The 18413-nt window shown below is 67.5% G+C and carries 17 protein-coding genes; 9 read left to right on the top strand and 8 right to left on the bottom strand.

What is annotated here, in order from left to right; genetic code table 11:
* Positions 1–31: 31 nt before the first annotated feature.
* Genes R2910_01790 through R2910_01770 form a run of 5 tightly spaced genes read left to right on the top strand, consistent with a single transcriptional unit; the run spans position 32 to position 4425 of the window.
* On the top strand, positions 32–601 hold the full coding sequence (locus R2910_01790) for an ECF transporter S component (GenBank protein ID MEZ4411703.1): 570 nt from the start codon (positions 32–34) through the stop codon (positions 599–601).
* Positions 598–1341 (top strand): energy-coupling factor transporter transmembrane component T, encoded by a 744-nt coding sequence (locus R2910_01785; GenBank protein MEZ4411702.1) that lies wholly within the window; start codon positions 598–600, stop codon positions 1339–1341. Before R2910_01790 ends, R2910_01785 begins: the two co-directional genes overlap by 4 nt.
* Positions 1338–2165, top strand: a complete 828-nt coding sequence (locus tag R2910_01780) for an ABC transporter ATP-binding protein (GenBank protein ID MEZ4411701.1) — start codon at positions 1338–1340, stop codon at positions 2163–2165. Before R2910_01785 ends, R2910_01780 begins: the two co-directional genes overlap by 4 nt.
* Positions 2162–2971, top strand: coding sequence for an ABC transporter ATP-binding protein (locus tag R2910_01775; GenBank protein ID MEZ4411700.1), 810 nt, complete (start codon positions 2162–2164; stop codon positions 2969–2971). The genes R2910_01780 and R2910_01775 overlap by 4 nt, the downstream gene beginning before the upstream one ends.
* The gene (locus R2910_01770) at positions 2968–4425 is read left to right on the top strand and encodes a HEAT repeat domain-containing protein (GenBank protein ID MEZ4411699.1); all 1458 of its coding nucleotides are present in this window, start codon (positions 2968–2970) and stop codon (positions 4423–4425) included. The genes R2910_01775 and R2910_01770 overlap by 4 nt, the downstream gene beginning before the upstream one ends.
* A 12-nt stretch (positions 4426–4437) precedes the next feature.
* Here R2910_01770 and R2910_01765 read toward each other — a convergent pair whose 3' ends face one another.
* The 8 genes from R2910_01765 to R2910_01730 form a co-directional block, all read right to left on the bottom strand.
* Positions 4438–5505: a M42 family metallopeptidase gene (locus tag R2910_01765; protein ID MEZ4411698.1), complete on the bottom strand. Its 1068-nt coding sequence runs from the start codon at positions 5503–5505 to the stop codon at positions 4438–4440.
* Positions 5506–5550: 45 nt separating this feature from the next.
* On the bottom strand, positions 5551–5904 hold the full coding sequence (locus tag R2910_01760; GenBank protein MEZ4411697.1) for a hypothetical protein: 354 nt from the start codon (positions 5902–5904) through the stop codon (positions 5551–5553).
* Positions 5905–6019: 115 nt separating this feature from the next.
* Positions 6020–6637, bottom strand: a complete 618-nt coding sequence (locus tag R2910_01755; GenBank protein MEZ4411696.1) for a YdeI/OmpD-associated family protein — start codon at positions 6635–6637, stop codon at positions 6020–6022.
* A 3-nt stretch (positions 6638–6640) separates the two neighbouring features.
* Complete coding sequence (gene msrB / locus R2910_01750; protein ID MEZ4411695.1) at positions 6641–7120, bottom strand: peptide-methionine (R)-S-oxide reductase MsrB; 480 nt, start codon at positions 7118–7120, stop codon at positions 6641–6643.
* A gap of 10 nt (positions 7121–7130) precedes the next feature.
* Complete coding sequence (locus tag R2910_01745; protein MEZ4411694.1) at positions 7131–7658, bottom strand: hypothetical protein; 528 nt, start codon at positions 7656–7658, stop codon at positions 7131–7133.
* A gap of 38 nt (positions 7659–7696) precedes the next feature.
* Positions 7697–8035 (bottom strand): hypothetical protein, encoded by a 339-nt coding sequence (locus R2910_01740; protein ID MEZ4411693.1) that lies wholly within the window; start codon positions 8033–8035, stop codon positions 7697–7699.
* 52 nt (positions 8036–8087) lie between these two features.
* Positions 8088–8399 carry a putative quinol monooxygenase gene (locus tag R2910_01735; protein MEZ4411692.1) on the bottom strand — a complete coding sequence of 104 codons (312 nt, stop codon included), beginning with the start codon at positions 8397–8399 and terminating at the stop codon, positions 8088–8090.
* Positions 8400–8421: 22 nt separating this feature from the next.
* Positions 8422–9789: an NAD(P)-binding domain-containing protein gene (locus R2910_01730; GenBank protein MEZ4411691.1), complete on the bottom strand. Its 1368-nt coding sequence runs from the start codon at positions 9787–9789 to the stop codon at positions 8422–8424.
* A gap of 559 nt (positions 9790–10348) precedes the next feature.
* Here R2910_01730 and R2910_01725 point away from each other — a divergent pair.
* The 4 genes from R2910_01725 to R2910_01710 are packed head-to-tail and all read left to right on the top strand — an operon-like array spanning position 10349 to position 18325.
* The gene (locus R2910_01725; GenBank protein MEZ4411690.1) at positions 10349–11245 is read left to right on the top strand and encodes a hypothetical protein; all 897 of its coding nucleotides are present in this window, start codon (positions 10349–10351) and stop codon (positions 11243–11245) included.
* A gap of 32 nt (positions 11246–11277) precedes the next feature.
* A complete protein-coding gene (locus R2910_01720) occupies positions 11278–13290 on the top strand; it encodes a hypothetical protein (GenBank protein ID MEZ4411689.1) in 2013 nt (670 codons plus the stop codon).
* The gene (locus R2910_01715; protein MEZ4411688.1) at positions 13287–15944 is read left to right on the top strand and encodes a hypothetical protein; all 2658 of its coding nucleotides are present in this window, start codon (positions 13287–13289) and stop codon (positions 15942–15944) included. The genes R2910_01720 and R2910_01715 overlap by 4 nt, the downstream gene beginning before the upstream one ends.
* Positions 15941–18325: a hypothetical protein gene (locus R2910_01710; protein ID MEZ4411687.1), complete on the top strand. Its 2385-nt coding sequence runs from the start codon at positions 15941–15943 to the stop codon at positions 18323–18325. The genes R2910_01715 and R2910_01710 overlap by 4 nt, the downstream gene beginning before the upstream one ends.
* Positions 18326–18413 lie beyond the last annotated feature (88 nt).

The following is an 18413-nucleotide window of genomic DNA, read 5'->3' as shown; positions in this document are numbered from 1 at the left end:
GCCCGTCTCCGCCTCTCACCTCAGGAGTCCCGTGAACGCCCGTCTCCTGGCCCTGCTCCCTGCCGCGATCGCCATCAACCTGGTCATCGGCGGGCTCGTCAACGCGATGGGGCTGCCGCTCTACCTCGACTCGATCGGGACGATTCTCGCCACGGTCCTGGCCGGCCCTGCCGTCGGAATCCTGGCCGGCGTCATTGGACAGGTGCTGTTCGGGCTCATCAACGGCTACCAGTGGATCCCATTCGGCCTCATTCAGGTGGTGATTGCCGTGCTGGCGGGGGTCGCCGCCTCGCAGGCCGGGTTTCGGTCCGCCGGCCGGAGCATCGCGTGGGGTGTCCTGACCGGTGCCGTGGCCGGCGTGCTCTCCTCCATCATCAGCTATGTGCTGTTCAAGGGGGTCACCGCCACGGGAACCACCGCGGTGGTCACGATCCTCCGGCAGCTCGGCCTCTCACTCCCGGTGGCCGTCACCGCTTCGAGCCTGGCGCTCGACCTGGCGGACAAGGCGGTCGCCTTTCTGGTCGTCGGCTCCCTGGTGCGGTCGTTGCCCAACCGGATGATTGGACGCTTCCCCCGGGCCGCACGAGCCATCGGGCGGTGACGCCAATATCCGGGACGGGGGCTGGCCGCCTCCATCCATTCACCCCGCTGGTGCTCACCCTCTGCGTGGCGGTTCTGGCCGTGGCGGCGCCGGGTCCTCGGACGGCCGCGGCACTCTACGCCGCGACGGTGCTGGCGGTCGTGGCCGCCGGCGCCGGGCGAGCCGCGCTTCGCGCGCTGTTGCCACTCGCGCCGCTGTGGCTCTTCCTCTTTCTGTTGCACGGAGTGCTTGGCAAGGGCGATCAGGTGACGGTGCTGGGCCTCTCGCTCTCGCGCGACGGCCTGGCGCTGGCGGTCACGCAGGCATGCCGTCTTGGCGCCATCGCCACCGCCTCGCTCGCGCTCTATGCCGCGTTCTCACCGGCAAGGTTCGTGGATGCGGTTGCCGAGCGCGGCTGGTCGTTTTCGTGGGCCTACCTGGTGGTGGCCACCCTGCTCGCCCTGCCGCGCTTCCGCGCGCGGGCGCTCGCCATCCTCGAGGCGCAGCGGAGCCGGGGGCTTCGGCTGCGCGGAAGCGTGCTCAACCGGGTTCGCGCCGTCGGGCCGGTCACCTTCCCACTCTTGCTTGGCGCGCTTGCGGAGGTTGATGAACGGGGGTTCGCGCTCGAGAGCCGGTGTGCCAGCGGCGTGACATGCCGGACGCCGCTCGATCCGCCGGAGGATCGCGCGCGCGATCGGGTGGTGCGGTGGCTCGCAAGCGGGCTCGCGGTGGCTGCGGTGGTTTGGCGGGTGCTCCGGTGAGCGCGCTGCACTTTCAAGGTGCCGGCTTCACGTATCCCGGTTCGCCCGCGCCGGCACTGCACGACTGTTCATTGCGCGCCGAGGCAGGGCGGGTCACGTGGCTGACTGGCGCGTTGGGGGCCGGGACCAGCACGGCGCTGCTGGTGGCGGCCGGGCTGGCGCCGGGGCACACGGGCGGCGATCGGACCGGCGTGGTCCGTACCCTCGGCGAAGACCCCGCCCGTCCCTCGTCTCGCGCAGCGCTCGGCGGTCGGGTGGCGCTTGTCCTTTCCTCACCGGCCACACAGCTCTCCGGCATCGCGGAAACCGTGGCGCAGGAGGTCGCGTTCGCGCCGGCGAATCTGGGGTGGCCCCGGGCACGGATCCAGTCGCGCGTCACCGATGCGATGGACGCGCTCCACGTCACGCATCTGGCCGACCGGGACCCAGGCACGTTGTCGGGCGGCGAGATGCAGCGCACCGTGATCGCGGCGATGCTGGTGCTCGAGCCGGAGCTCTGGTTGCTCGATGAACCGACCTCAGCGCTCGACGCCGCCGGCCGGGCGCTGGTACACGGCATGATGCGCCGAGAGGCCACACGGGGGGCGGCGGTGGTGATCGCGAGCGAGGACGCCGACGGACTGCTCGCGGTGGCGGATCAGCTGATTGTCTTTGCGCATGGCCGCCCGGCGCTCGACGGTCCGCCGCGGGGGATCCTCGAGGGGGACCAGGTGTGGAGCGCCGGGGCGGCGTCGACCGCCATTGCAGGGTTGGCGCGCGCTGTAGGGTCGGTCGCGCCGTACCCGCTGACGGTGGACGAGGGGGTGGCTCGGTGGGCGCGGTGATCCCCCTGGTGATGGAGCAGGTGGGCTTCGCCTATGGAACGCACTCCGTGCTGGAGAGGGTGTCGCTCCAAGTGAACGCCGGTGAGGGGGTGGCGCTGCTCGGCGCCAACGGCGCCGGCAAGACGACACTCACCCGGCTCGCCATGGCGTTACTGCATCCCGATGCCGGGCGCGTCATCACGGTCGGGCGGGACACAACAGGCCACCAGCCGGAGGATCTCGCCGGGGCGGTGGGCTATCTCTTCCAGCATCCCGAGGCCCAACTCTTTGCCCGCACCGTGCACGCCGAGGTCGCCTTTGGCCCGGAGCGGCTCGGGTGGTCGGCGGCGCACGTTCACATGGCCGTCGAGACGATGCTCGAAGAATTGGGGCTCGCAGCGCTCGCGGCGCACCACCCCTACGACCTTCCGCAGCCAACCCGGCGGCTGGTGGCGCTCGCGGCCGCGCTCATCGCCGGGCCACAGCTGCTGCTTCTCGATGAGCCGACAGCAGGTCTCGATCGCGCCGCACGGGCTCGGGTGGCCGAGATTGTGCTGGCACGGCGCACGGCTGGCACCGCCATCCTGGCCGTGACGCACGATATGGACTTTGCGGCAGCCGTGCTCGATCGGGGGATTGTGCTGATGGACAGGGGAGTGGCTCAGGATGTCCCGCTGCCGGAGCTGCTCGGGCGTCATCCGGACTTTCCGGCCCCGCCGCTGCTGGAGTTGGCGCGCCGACTCGGGCTGGATGGCGTGCGGCCCACAGCCGCGGCGCTGGCGCCGCTCTTGACTTCTCACCCCAAGACCGGGACGCTTGAGGCATGACCGCACCCTCTTCGATCGTGGCCGCGCTGGCGCGGATGCTTGAGCTGCTCCAATACAGCCCGAACGACCGCGACCAGCTCAAGTCCGGTTTTCGCGACCTGTACGCGGTGTTGGAGCCCGACGGCGCGGCGATCTCCATCGACGTGAAAGGGATGATCATCGACGGGACCGCGTTGCCGCACGGGCTTCCGGGCGGCGGCGAGGTCCGGATTCGGTTCCACACGCATGGCATCGGCAGCATCCGGGTGCCGTCCGGCGTCCGCCCGGCGGACCTCCTCGCCGTGGTGCGGTTGCTCGCGACCGAGCCGATCGGCGAGGCCACGGTCGAATCGTTCGTCAAGCGGCTTCCGGTCGAGGCGGCGCTGGCCATCCAGATCGACGGGCCGCGTCAACTCCCCAAATCGAGTGACACGCGGACGCTCGACAACCTCAGCGCGCCAATTGGCGCCTCCTCGGCACCCATCCCGCCACCACCACCGGAACTCCTCGCGTCGTTGGCCGACCCGGGCGTGCGGGTCCGGCGCGATCAACCGGGCTACGACCCGTTGCGCGACATCGAGGTCAAGGCGGACCTGGCGTACCGCCGCGAAGAGTGGGAGGAACTGCTGGGCCTGGCGACGGAGCTGCTGCACCTCGAAGCGCAGGAAGCCGACGAGAGCCGGCGGAGGCGCTATTCCGTGACGCTGCGGCGGGTGCTGCCGAAGTCCGCGCTCCAGCACATTGCTCGCGCCGCACTCTCCGATGGCCGGCGGGTCGAGGCCACAGCCATCCTGAAGCGCATGGACGCCGACGCGGTCGAGGCGCTCCTTGAGCTGCTGACAGCGGCGCCGACACTCTCCGAGCGCCGCGGGTACTTCACGGTCCTCACCAAGATGGAGACCGGCACCGACCGCATCATCCACCGCCTGCACCATCCTGATTGGTTCGTCGTGAGGAACGTGGCGGAACTCTGTGGCGAATTGCGCCTGACCAGCGCCGTGCGGCCCCTGACGGAGCAGGCGGGTCACCGCGATGAGCGCGTGCGGCGCGCCGTGGCCGGCGCGCTCTGCAAGATCAGGTCGACCGAAACCAACGAGCCGCTCCGGCAGCTGCTGAACGACGCGGAGCCCATGGTCCGGCTGCAGGCCGCCCAGGGGATTGACGGGGAGTGGGCACGGGGACTGGTGATGTCGATCGCGGTCCGTCTTCCGGAGGAAGGCCACGCCGACGTGCTGCGCGAGATGCACCTGGCGCTCGGGCGGGTGGGGACGGCGGATGCGGTGAAGGTGCTGCAGGCGGCCGCGGCACCGGCCAAGGGTCTGCTTGCCCGGAAGCCCGCAGCGGCACGTCTGGCCGCCATCGAAGGGCTGGCCCGTGCCGGCGGGCCGGCCGCCGTCGGGGCGATGCAAGATCTCCTGAGCGACAGCGACGAGGCCGTCCGCGCCGCCGCACAGCGAGGGCTGTCCGGCGGTTGACCGTGCTCCGCGCTACTGCGGTGCGAACGTCGTGTTGGGCTTGACCGAGCGAGCGAAGGCCGCGAGCAGGCGGGCGGCGCGGTCGAGATCCTCCAGCTGCACCAGTTCGTTCGGACTGTGCATGTAGCGCAGCGGGACACTGACCAGCCCGGTCGCCACGCCGCGCGCCGCGGTGAAGATGTTGTCCGCATCGGTGCTGGTCATCCGCGGCGCCGCCTCGACCGAATACGGGATCTTCTCCTTCTCCGCCGCCGCCACCAGCCGATCGAACACGGCGGCATTGACCGCGCTGCCACGGCTGAGCACCGGCCCCCCGCCAAGTTTGTAGTCCCCATGACGTCGCTTGTCGATGCCGGGATAGTCGGTGGCGTGGGTCACGTCCACCACGATCGCCACCTGCGCGTCGAGCTCCGTCGCGCTGGTCCGCGCTCCGCCACCCGTGTAGCCGATTTCCTCCTGCGTTGTTCCCACCGCCGTGACCTTGGCCGCGAGCTTCTTGCCGGCCAGCAATCGCAGCGCCTCAAGCACCACGTAGGCGCCGATGCGATTGTCGAGCGAACGGCTGGACAGGCGCCCGTTCGGCAGCCGCAATACGGTCGAGGTCAGCACGCCGGGATCGCCCACCTTCACGCGCGTCAGCGCTTCCTTCCGGTTCTTCGCGCCGATGTCGACCCAGAGATCTTCAACTTTCGAGACCTTCTCCCGGTCGTCCTTTTCCATCAGGTGGATGGCCTTCTTGCCGATGACACCCTCCACCGGCCCGGCGTGGCCGAGCAGAGTGACCCGTTGCCCGACGAAGACCTGTGAGTCCCACCCGCCGATCCCCGCGAAGGAGAGGAAACCGTCGTCGTCGACGTGCACGACCATCAGCCCGATCTCATCAAGGTGGCCGGCAAACATGACCCGCGGTGACCCGGTCCCGTTGACGGTGGCATAACAGTTCCCGTGCACATCGCTGCGGACGTCGTCGGCAAAGTCGGCCGCCTCGGTACGCCAGAGCCGGGCGGGAGCGGCTTCGAATCCGGAGGGGCCGGGAGCGTCGAGAAGTCGGGTCAGGAAATCGTATGAGCGGGGAGGCATGAGAATCCGGTGCGTAGAGGGATGCGGTGGCGGGAGACGCCAGCGCTAGGGAGCCAGTCGTCCAGGAGTCGTGGCGAGCAGGACGCCGAAGCCGGCAAGGATAACGGCGAAGGCGGCGATCGCCTGGCCGTCCACCACGAGCACCAGCGCGCCCACCAGTACCGTGCCCTCGCCGATGGCCCACACCGCCACCGCCTTGGGGAGGTGCCGGCGCCACCAGGTGTCCGCATCCTGCGCGGCGGCGCGCTCCGGGATCAGGCGTCGAAATGCCAGGCCGGCGAGGAGCCCCGACGCTGCCAGCGCATAGGCGGCGAAGGTGACAGCGCCCCCGGTTCCGTCCGGGATCGCGAGCGAGCCGCGGAACACCCAGGCAAGGACGGCAAGCCCGCAAGCGCTCACGCCCAGGCTCATGTACAAGACGCGGGCAACGGCGGCCGGTGAGGCGGGTGACGGTACCGGTGGTGGTGTCATCGTGTGACAGAAAGTACGGGCTCGAGGTGGGCGCGTCCAGATGTCACGGGCCAGGTCGTTTCTCGTACTTCCAGTTCCGTGACTTGCCTTCCGTCAGCCACTCGACGGTGGTGGCGATCCGTCTGGCACGGGTCTCGGGGCGTTTCGCCTCGGCGATCCAATCGGTGTACTCCCTGCGGTGACTGGGGCTCGCGTGCGCCCAAGCCGCCTTTGCCTTGGCGCTCCTCTCAATTTCGGCGCGGAGGTCGGCAGGGGTTTGCGGCGCCGGTTTGGGCTGTCGTGCCGCCTTCTTCACCGGCTTGCGCTCCCCCGATTCGTTGATCCGCATTGCCGTGCGCACGTATCGCGTCAGGACCCGCTTCGACGGCAGTTGGCCGACCTCGGTCAGGCGTCCGAACTGCCCCATGGCGGAGCCGGTCTTGTCGTCGCTGGCCCCCACGACCTGCCCCCCCTTCCAGAACCCGAGACCGACGTGCTGCTTGAAGCCGGCCATGAAGCAGAGGATGCCGTGATAGGTAAACATCGGCATCCCCCACTTCACGGTTTCCTCAACGTCGGGGCAGGCCGTGTGCACCACCTTCCGAATGTGCGTCAGGATCGGCCGGGCAAAGGGTGCGGCGTCCCGGATGTAGGCGCTGACTCGGGGGTCACGTGTGCCCATCGCTCAGCCTGCCGCCGGGTCGGCCAGCGCGGCGACGTCGGCCGCATCGGTGAACGTCAGGGACTCCGAATTCACGCAGTAGCGGAGTCCGCTGGGGCGAGGCCCGTCTTCGAAGACATGGCCGAGGTGGGCACCGCAGCGGGCGCAGAGAATCTCGGTCCGGCGCATCCCGAAGGCGCGGTCGTCCTCGGTGGTCACATTCTCCTCGGCGATTGGATGGAAGAAGCTGGGCCAGCCGGTGCCCGAGTCGAACTTGTGATCGGAAGCGAAGAGCGGCAGCCCGCAACAGATGCAGGTGTAGACGCCGGCCCGCTTATTGTCGAGGAGGGTGCCGCAGTGGGGGGCTTCGGTCCCCTTGCCGCGCGCGATCCGATACTGGGCTGGCGTGAGCTGCGCCTGCCATTCGGCGTCGGACTTGGTGATCCGCGCCGACTCGACCGGACCGACCAGTTGGCCCGCGCGATTGAAGACCTTTACACGCATGGCGTGCCCTCTATTCAAAGGACGATGGCAGGGGGTTCGAAGGGCGCTCGGCGTCCCAGAAGACCGACAGGACCCACCAGCGCGTCCCATCCCAGAACAACTGAATCGAATTGATGCCGCGCGCGAACGGGGTGGGTTCCGTCCCCCGGAAGCTTGCATACGAACTGAAGGCGTGCGCGATGGCGCCATAGCGCTCGACGGTCCTGTGCAACTCACGCTCGGTGAACCCGCTGGCCACCAGGAACGAGTCCGCCCGCGACTGATACTCCGCCGGCGTCATGATCCGGAGCCTGCACGCGCCGGCGGTGTCACAGCCAGTGGGTATCAGCCGGGCGTCGGGATGCATCAACGAATGGAATCGATCCCACTGTCGTGGCTCGCCGATTGGGCCGCTGATGACGGCATAGAGGGCGGTGATGATGCTGTCGATTGAACGGACGTCCGCCTCGTGTGCGGGCGCCCTGTCCTGCGCGGTGCCGGTACCCACACCGACGGCGAGGAGAAGCGCGGCGACGGGCACGAGGAAACGACGGAGCATCGCAGGTCCTCCCGCTCACAGGGGAACGAAGCCGCCGGCTATCGATCCCAGTGGAGTGTATGAAAGAGCCGGTGCAGCAGCGGCGCGAGCAGGATGCCGGCCGAAAAAATGAAGACGAGGCCGGCAAAGAGGGCATAGAACCCAGCGAAGAGTTTCCCCGCGTCCGTCCGGGGTGCGTTTACCGGCCCCATGCCTCCCAACAGCATCGCAGAATTGAGGAACGCGTCTCGCCACGGGAGTTGCTCAAAGTAACTGTAGCCCGCCATACCGATCGCGAGGGACACCGCCAGGAGCACCAGCACGGCGCCGAAGTGCCTGGCGAGCCGCGCGATAAACTTGCGAATGGGCAGCGGGCGATCCCTGCGTGATTCGTACATGTGCCATTCCTCCGGACTGTACGACACCAATCGCGCCTGAAGTGCTCCGGGCTCAGGCTTCCGAGACGTCGTTCCAGAAGGTGATGTCAGGCGGACCGGCAAAGATGGCCGCGGCGCCCTGGATGAAGGCCTGAATGTGCGGAGTCTGCATGTGCGGGCCGGTATAGGCGGCCTGCGAGGTCCAGCGTTCATATAGCAGGAACCTCGTCTCGTCGCCCACGTCCTGCAGGGTAGTGATCCCGAGGCAGTCGGGCTCCTCGGCGAGCACCGTCGAGATCAGGGAACCGAGCGCCGCCCGGGCGGCCGTGCCCTTGCCGGGCTGAGCGCGGTAGATGATGACAACGGTGACGGGCGTGGCGGACATGCAGGCTCCGTAGCGACAGGTATTATTGAATATCCGCAGCCGCCGGCGAATGCGCCAGCGCGAGGCGCGCTTCCTCACCGGCCGCCGCCGTCATGTCCTGGTCGCCCATGGCCACCCCGACCTTCTTCAGGAATGCGTTGGGCGGCTCCCCTCCCGCGAAGACCCACATCCAGTCGTTCTGAAGCTCCGTGACACTGTCGCCAACAGCGATGAGCACCGATTTCTCCCGGACCTCCGTTGGCTGGGATTCAAACAGCACTCGAATCTTCTTCCCCTTGATCGCCTCCTGCAGCTTCTGCGCGTTCCGCTCCTTGATCCGGCTGAACTCCGCCTTCCGGTACGAGAGCGTGACCTGGTTGCCTTTTTGGTATGCCAGGCCAAGCGCCGCCTCGACGGCGCTGTCGCCGCCGCCGACCACGAGGATCTTCGCGTCGACATAGGCGTCCGCCTCGATGAGGCTGTACATCACCTTCGGCAACTCCTCCCCCGGGATGTTGAGCTTTCGGGGGGTGCCCCGCCGACCCAGCGCCAGCACGACGTGGCGAGCCCGGAAGGTGCCGCCCGTGCTGGTGATGCGAAACGTGCCGTCGGCCTCCTGGTCGATGGCCTGCACCTTCTCCCCGGTCCGGACCGTGAGATCACCCCGCGCGATGACGGAAGCCCAGAACGCGAGCAATTCCTCCTTCGAGATTTCCAACTTCTTGAACCTGCCGTGGAGTGGGAACTCCACCGGGCTCGTCATGACCAGCTTTTGCCTGGGGTACTTGGCGACGGTGCCCCCGACTTCCTCCTGCTCAAGGGTCACGTAGCTGAGCGCGCGTTCCACGGCGCGCAGCGAGGCGCTCAGACCGCCGGGGCCTGCACCGACGATGCATACATCGAGGATGTCCGGCGTGCTGGGTTGCGAGGCGACCCGGCGAGCGATCGTGTCCATGCATTCGCGACCCTGGTTCACCGCGTTCTTGATCAGGGCCAGTCCCCCGAGTTCACCGATGATGAAGAGGCCGGGGATGTTGGTCTCGTACTCGCGCGAGAGCCTTGGCATATCGGCGCTGATACTCGGATCGGCCATCACAATCTCGATGGCACCCACCGGACAGACCTCGGCGCAGACACTGTGACCGATGCACTTGTGTCCGTTGATGATGGCGGCCTTTCCCGCGATTACCGCCAGGACGTTTCCCTCCGGGCAGACGTCCACACAGGCGCCGCAACCGATGCAGTGGGACACGTCGATGTGGGGATGCTGCGCCCGCGGCCCGCTCGAATGGAGCTTGCCGCGTTCGGCGGCCGCGAGCGCCGCGTGCTCCCGGCGCCGGGTCTTCCGGATATGGATCACCAGCGGACCGACGAGGAACAGGCCGAAAATGGCGTAGATCAGCAGGTCCATTGTCACTCAGGCAGTGGGGGTGGATCGGCGATGCAAGGTGCAAACGGCCCGGGCGGACTGCACGTGAGGTACGTCACGCTCGACCAACGAAGGGCATCTGTCTTGGCCATTCTACGCACCGTCTGCGCCGTTGCCGGGGTCGCTCCAGGGCATTCTCTGGGGTTGGAGCCTCGGCCAGCTCCGCGGTACCGCGGTTCGCTTGTCTCCCTTGAAACACGCCGATGCAATTGTAATGAATCGTTTCAGGTCGCCCGATGTCGGACTTCGTCGTTTCCCAGCTAACACCATATACAGTAATATCTTGCGCCATTTCTTCATAGTTCCCATTTCCGGGTAGGATCCTTGCGGAATGGGGCTCCGTAGTCTTACGGCCCTTCCAAGCGCATCTCCACCATGCCACTTCCGCCAAGCGGGGGTTGGGGGGAGCAGATTGGCCGTCAACCACACTAACGAAAGCTCGATGCCTTCTTCGAATCTGGCTCCATCCCCTCGGGCCGCCACCTCGGCGGAACGCCGTCCTGCCGCCCCCGCGGCCGGGGCGCCAGCCGCGCGAGTCCACGTGCCACGCCGGCCTGTCTCGAAGCCGAAACAATCGCCGGCCACGATCGCCGCGCTGGTCTTTGGTGTCGTCCTCGTCGCGCTCAATCTCTTCGGCATGCGGTACTACCTGCTGCCGCGCGCCGAACAGGTCCGGGACCCACTCCATGCCTGGCTGCGTCCGTCAGGGTATCTGGGCCAGACCGCCGGCGTCGTGGCGCTCCTGATTTTTCTCTTCCTCTGGCTGTATCCGCTTCGGAAAAAGTTCCGGTGGCTCGCCTTCACCGGCGCCATCTCCAAGTGGTTGAACGTACACGCGCTGGCCGCGCTCGGCCTGCCCCTCCTGGTGGCGGCGCACGCCACCTGGCAGTTCGGCGGGGTCATTGGGCTCGGGTTCTGGTCGATGATGATCGTCTGGTTGAGCGGCATCGTCGGGCGCTACATCTACGCGCGGATTCCGCGCAGCCAAGCCGGCGTGGAACTGACCATCGAGGAAATCGCCGCGCAACGTCAACAGCTGCTCGATGACATCGCCGGGCTCTCGGGACTTGAGGTGAAGGAGGTCGAGGCGGTCCTGGCTCCCGACCCGGCGCCGACGGCAGGCCTCGGCTTGTGGCAGACGATGCGGCGGATGGTTGCCGACGACCTCAGTCGACGGCGCGCGGCCGCCAGCCTGCGCCACCAGATCAAGCTCCGCCGGCCGATGCAGCGGCGCAGCGACGCGGCCGTGCTGAAGGAAGTCCTTCGCCTCGCGAACCGTGAAATGGCCCTGGTGCAGCAGGCGCGTATGCTCGGTGCGACGCAGAACATCCTCCGGTTCTGGCACGTGGCCCACCGCCCCCTGGCCATCACGGCGCTGGTGGCGGTCGTCATTCACGTCGTGGTGGTCGTGTCGTTGGGCGCCACGTGGTTTCGGTAGGGAAGCGTACCAATAATGTCCTCCGCGGACTGGTGCGCGCCGGCCTTCTGGCCTTCGGATGGGGACTGCTGATGTCCTCGCCGCTGGTTGGACAGATCTCGCCGGGCCCCCTCGCCGCGCCGCATGCGACGCTGGAAGGGCCGACGCAATGCACCACCTGTCACGGCAATCGCCGCGATGCGATGACGGGGCAGTGCGCGGACTGTCACAAGGATATCGGCCGGCTGCTCGCCCAGGGGCGCGGCTTTCATGGAAGCGCCACCGTCAAGGGGACGCCGTGTGCCTCCTGTCACCCGGATCACGCGGGAAAAGAGTTCGACATGATCAAGTGGCCCGACGGCAGTGCAACGGACTTCGACCACAAGCGTGCGGGATGGGCGCTTGCGCAGAAGCACGCCGAGGCCACGTGCGAAGACTGTCATACCGACAAGTTCCAGGTGCCGGGGGTCAAGGACCTCTCGGTCCGAAAGACGGGGCAGATGTACACCGGCCTGGACACGACCTGCACGACCTGCCATGAGGACATCCATCGGGGGGCCCTCAAGCAGAACTGCACCGTGTGCCATGATGCCGGTTCGTGGACGGTGACGCCTGGGTTCAACCACGACACGACCGCGTACGCGCTCACCGACAAGCACACCGAGGTGAAGTGCGACAAGTGCCATCTCGACGCCCGGCTCTCGCCACGGAGCGACGGGAAGGGCCATCTGGTACCGGTCTACAAGCCGGTGTCATCCGAAACCTGCGCTGACTGCCACACCGACCCGCACAACGGCGGGCTCGGACCGAAGTGCGCCGATTGCCACAGCACAAAGGGTTTCGCCGTCATCGACAAGAACCGGTTCGATCATGACCGCACCAAATATCCGCTGCGGGGCAAGCACGTCACGACGGCCTGCGCGAGCTGCCACAAGGACTTCTCGACGCCGGCGCTGAAGAAGCCGGTGTTTGCGGCATGCACCGACTGCCACAAGGACGCCCACAACGGCACCGCCACGCTGGCCGGCAAGCCGGTGGATTGTGCGTCGTGCCACTCGGTGAACGGGTTCGCGACATCGACCTACACCACGGCGAGCCACGCCTCGACCCCCTATCCGCTCGAGGGGAAGCACCTGACGGTCAAGTGTGCTTTGTGCCACACACGGAGCACGGCGTCGGCTGCGTCGAAGACACTTGGCAGCGCCAAGGTCGTCATGCGCCCGAAATTCGCCCGTTGCCTCGACTGCCACGCGGACGACCACGGTGGCCAGCTGAAGGCGAGCGCCAACCAGGGCGAATGCGCGAACTGCCACCGCGTGACGGGCTGGACGCCAAGCACCTTCGACAGCGCGGCGCACGCGAAGACCAAACTGACGCTCGATGGTCGCCATCAGGAGATCGACTGCGTGGCGTGCCACGGGGTTGGGCGCCCCGGGCTGCCGCCGATCACCGCCAGCGCGGCCATCGGCAAGGCCAATTTCCGGTTCCAGCTCGCCGAGATCGACTGTGCGGCATGCCATCTGGATCCCCATGCCGGACGCTTTGTGAGCGGCGGAGCCCGTGCGCAGGCGAATGGCTGTCCCACCTGCCATAGCACCCGGGTCTTCCGTCCCTCAACGACCACCGTGACCGTGCATGCCCTCTTCGACTTCCCCCTCGAAGGCGCGCACCGGGCGACGGCCTGCTCGGCATGTCACGAGGAACTCAAGCGGATCTCCGCGAAGCAACCCGAATCCAGCCTGCTGCTGGGGGGCGCGCAGTTCGGCGCGCTGCAGTTCGAGGCGAAGCGCGAGTGCGCCGATTGTCACGAGACACCGCACGGCGATCAGTTTGCCGCCTGGGACGCCAAGGGTGGCTGTGTCGCCTGCCACACGGCGGACGCTTTTGTGCCCGCGGCCGCATTCAACCACGACACCGATGCGTCGTTCGCGCTCAAAGGTGCGCACGAGACCGTCCCGTGCGCGCAGTGCCACGTGCGCGACGCGGCGGCCCCGCCCACTGCACCGTTGCGCTACCGCCCGCTGTCCGGGCGCTGCGAGACTTGTCACGGCAAGGAGTCCCAATGAGGCGCCTGACTATTTCCGTCTTTGCTGTCCTGCTCGGGCTCGTCGTGAGCACCGTGCAGGCGCAGGAGCGGACCACGTCGCCGCATGGCGACCTCAAGCTGGAGTGCACCGTCTGCCACCAGTCGAGCAGCTGGAACGCCATCCAGGTAAGCGACCAGTTTGACCACGGGAAGCTCGGCTTCCCGCTGACCGGCGCGCATGGGGCGACCACCTGCCGGGCATGCCACGTGTCACTCGATTTCAAGCAGGCAAGCACCAGCTGTGCCGCCTGCCACACCGACAATCACCGCGGGGAGTTCGGCACCGATTGCGCCCGTTGTCACACGACCCGCAGCTTTACCGACCGCGACGCCATGCTGAAGGCGCACCAGTTGACCCGCTTCCCGCTTTCGGGGAGCCACCTGGCCACGGACTGCACCACCTGCCACAAGCCGGGGGCGCGGGGCCAGATGCAGTTCGTGGGCACCCCGACCACCTGCGTCGCCTGTCACGAGGCGAATTACAACTCGGCGCCGAACCACCGGGCGTCAAACTTCCCGACGACCTGCGAGACCTGTCACTCGACGGTCACCTGGAACGCCGCCAACATGGGGGCGGCAAACCACCCCACGGCGCCGATCGCCCTGACCGGGGTGCACAGCAGCAACCTGGTGACCTGCGCGCAATGCCACACGACGTCGCCGTACTCGACGGTCCAGACGACCTGCGTGGCCTGTCACCAGACCGATTACAACGGCGCCAAGGACCCCGATCACGTGGCGGCGAAGTTCCCGACCACCTGCACCGACTGTCACGGCCTGGTGGCCGGGTGGCTTGGTGCCAAGTTTGACCACCCCACCACGCCGGTGGCGCTCACCGGGGCGCACAGCCCGAACCTGGTGCAATGCTCGCAGTGCCACACGAGCATGCCCTACTCGACGGTCAAGCAGACTTGCGATGGTTGCCACCACGCCGAGTTCGTCGCCACCACGAGTCCCAGCCATACGGCGGCGGGCTTCAGCACCGACTGCGCCACCTGTCACCAGGTCGTCGCGAACTGGGCGGGGGCCACATATACCCACCCGACCACCCCGATCGCACTGACCGGCGCGCACAGCGCGAACCTGGTGAGCTGCACGCAGTGTCACACCACGACGCCCTATTCCACAGTGAAGCAGACCTGCGACGGCTGCCACCATGCGGAATACGTGGCCACGACCAATCCGAATCACGCGGCGGCGGGGTACAGTACCGACTGTTCGACCTGTCACCAGGTGGTGGCCAACTGGGCCGGCGCGACGGTGAACCACCCCACGACGCCGATCGCCCTGACCGGGGTGCACAGCAGCAACCTGATCACCTGCACCCAGTGTCACACCACCTCGCCGTATTCGACGGTGCAGACCACCTGCGTGGCCTGTCACCAAACCGACTACAACGGCGCCAAGGATCCGGACCACGTGGCCGGGAATTTCTCCACGACCTGTACGGTCTGCCACGGCCTCGTGGCCGGATGGGCGGGCGCCACCTTCAGTCACCCGACAAGTCCCATTGCATTGACCGGCGCGCACAGCTCGAACCTGGTGAGCTGCACGCAGTGTCACACGACCATGCCGTATTCCACGGTGAAGCAAACCTGCGACGGCTGTCACCATGCGGACTACGTGGGCACCACCAACCCGAACCACACGGCAGCGGGGTACAGTACCGACTGCTCGACCTGCCACCAGGTGGTGGCCAACTGGGCCGGCGCGACGGTGAACCATCCCACGACCCCGATTGCGCTGACGGGCGTGCACAACGGCAACCTGATCACCTGCACCCAGTGTCACACGACGATGCCGTACTCCACGGTGAAGCAGACTTGCGATGGCTGCCACCACAGCGAGTACGTCGGCGCCAAGGATCCGGACCATGTGGCCGCCAATTTCTCGACGAACTGCACCACCTGCCACGGCCTGGTGTCCGGGTGGCTCGGCGCCACGTTCAACCATCCGACCTCGCCGATCGCGTTGACCGGCGCGCACAGCGCCAATCTGGTCAACTGTTCGCAGTGTCACACGAGCATGCCGTACTCGACCGTGAAGCAGACCTGCGACGGCTGCCACCATGCGGATTATGCGGCGACGACCAACCCGAACCACACGGCCGCCGGGTATTCGACCGACTGCTCGACCTGCCACCAGGTGGTGGCTAACTGGGCCGGGGCGAGCGTCAATCACCCGACCACGCCCATTGCGCTCACCGGGGTGCACAGCAGCACCGCCGTGCAGTGCACCCAGTGCCACACCACGATGCCGTATTCCACGGTCAAGCAGACCTGTGACGGTTGCCACCATGCGGAGTTTGTGGGCACGACGGATCCGAACCACGCCGCCGCCAGCTTCTCGCTCACCTGCACCACCTGCCACTCGCTAGTGGCCAATTGGGCGGGGGCACGCTTCACCGCGCACGACGGCAGCATCTCGCAATTCCGCATCTACAGCGGGAAGCACAACGGCAAGTGGGGCCAGTGCTCGGAATGCCACAAGCTCGGCCAGCCGTACGCCGCCACTCCGCAGCTGTTGTGTCTGAATTGCCACGCGAAGGTGCAAACGGACAAGCACAGGGGGAAGAACTACACCCCCAGCGATTGCGTGCGGTCCGGCTGCCACGCCAACGGATCGACACCGTGAACACTGCATTCGAAGGCTCGGGACGAGTTGGGCGCCTGCTCGCACTCCTCCTCTGCTCCGTGATCGGAGCCGGGGCGGCCCAGGCGCAGGGGTTCGCGCGGGACTCCGCGCCACTTGGCGCCCAGGCGCTGGTCGGGCCCGCCGTGGTGTACCTCCGCGAGGGCGGCACCATCCGCGGGACGCTGCTGGCCGACAACGGGCCGAACGGCGTCCGGATTCGGAGCCAGAAGTCCGGCGCCACATTCGTGGTACCAGCCGCGAACATCGACAGCGTGGTGCGGGGGCCGTTCGATGCTTCCGCCAGTCCAGAGCCGAAGACCGTCTCGGCGCCGGTGCAGGCCCCCACGCCTGTGCCCGCCAGAAATTCGGGCGCGGCGGTGGCCCTGACACTCAGCGCAGTCAGGCCCGCCCCGGCGACATCGAAGGCGCCGCCACCGGCCGACGTGGCGATGTCCACGCCGCCTCCGGCAGCGCCCACGACCATCTCGCTGGCGGCAGCCCCTGCTCCGGTTCCGGTGAAGCCGCAGGCGTCCGCCACCCCGGTGCCAACACGTGTGGCTGAGTCCACACCCGCGTCGCCGCCGGCCGCTCCTGCGCCGGTCGTGGCCAAGCCGCAGGCGGTCGCCATCCCGGCGCCAACACCAGTCGCTGCGCCCACGACCACGTTGCCACCGGCCACCTCTGCACCGGAGCCGGCACCCGCCGCCTCGACCACGCTCCAGGCCGGACTCGATGTGCCACCAACGACCATCGAGATCCCCGCCGCCGACGTCGCACTGCCTGCCGCAGCGCCGGACACCCTGCCTTCCGCGCCGGACACGGCCGCCGTCATCTCGAGCATCAGCTTCATCTCCGGCACCGAGATCTACATCTCTTCCGGGCGAATGGACGGACTGGTGGAAGGCTCGGAGGTGGAGGTCATTCGGGGGGATAGCGCGGTGGCAACACTGCGCGTGAAGTTCCTCGCGTCGCACAAGTCGAACACCGAACTGGTCAAGGGGACGCCCGAGCTCGCCCTCGGGGACACCGTCCGGTTCCATCGCCACGTCGCGACGGAGCAGATTGCCATTGGTGCCCCGATCGCCACGCCGCGTCCCCGCCGGTTGAGCGGGCAGGGGCTGCATGGCCGGATCGGGAGCCGGTATCTCCGCGCCACGACGAGCACCGTCTCGGCCGGCCAGCCAGCCGGAAGCAACGGCTTCAACCAGCCGTCGCTTGATGCCCGGCTGTACGGCCTGGCCATCGGGGGCACGCCACTCGGCGTCGCCATCGACCTGCGCGCCCGCCAGACGACGACGTCATCCGCCGGCGGCACCACCGTGGACGGCCACACAAGGGCGTACCAGGCAGTCCTCTACTGGAACGCGCCCGATGCGAAATTCCGTGTGGCCGCCGGGCGACAGTACCTCATGTACATCAGTTCCATCGGCCTGTTCGACGGCGGGCTGGTCGAGCTGAACGGGCAGCACCTCTCGTTTGGCGCCTTCGGGGGTTGGGAGCCCGATGCGGCCACCCTCCAGTATTCCTCCGCGGTCCACGACTTCGGCGCCTACCTGACGATGCACAATGCGCCCGGTGGCCTGACGTCCAGTGCCTTTACGATCGGGGCCGTCGGCTCCTACGAGGGGAGCACCGAGCGCCGCGAGTGGGGCATTGCCCAGGCCACCGTCAGCAACCGGTACCTGTCGCTGTACCTGCTGCAGGAGATCGACTACTACCGGCCGTGGAAGCTCGAGGGCCCCAACGCCGAGTCAAGTGCGGTGTCCTTCACGAGCCAGTTTGCAAATGTGTCCGCTCGCCCGAAGCCCTGGCTCTCGATCAACGCCACGTACGACAAGCGCCGCACCGTGCGCCTCATCCGGGACTTCACCAATCCGGAAACCAACTTCGACGATGCCTATCGCGAGGGCTATGGTGGCGGCCTGCAGTATTCCGGGCGTCGCTTCTACCTGGGCGGCGACTGGCGGCGGAGCACCGGGGCGACGGTTCTCGGCGCCAATTCCTACACTGCGACGTTGGGCGCCAACCGGATCGCCCCGCTCGGTCTCGGCCTCTCCGTGCGTGCCACCTGGTACCAGAACCAGAACGACTCGAGCGCCATCAACCCCGGATCAGTGCAGACCAACGGACATCTGTACTCCGGCCACGTCAATTTCGACCCCACCAACGCCGTGCATGTCGACCTGAACGGCGGCGTCCGGCAGGAGGACAATCCGGCGTTCGTCGAGCGCCAGAAGTCCACCTGGTACGGGGTGGATCTGGACGTCGCCCTGGCCCGGCAGTGGTACCTGAACCTCTCCGGCCTGCGGCAGAAGGATCCCGCCAACCCGGGCACCAGCCAACTGACCCAGATTTACAGCGGACTGACCTGGCGGTTCTAGGCCTGAACAGTGTGGGGCGGCTGCTCGCCGCCCCCCGTTTTCTTCCCAACCGGGCCCATGGTTCTTCGAACCAGCCGACCCAGCCGAA

Source organism: Gemmatimonadales bacterium, assembly GCA_041390145.1.
Lineage (GTDB): Bacteria > Gemmatimonadota > Gemmatimonadetes > Gemmatimonadales > GWC2-71-9 > SPDF01.
The sequence above is the reverse complement of the archived record's forward strand: the minus strand, read 5'-3'. Positions and strand labels throughout refer to the sequence as shown.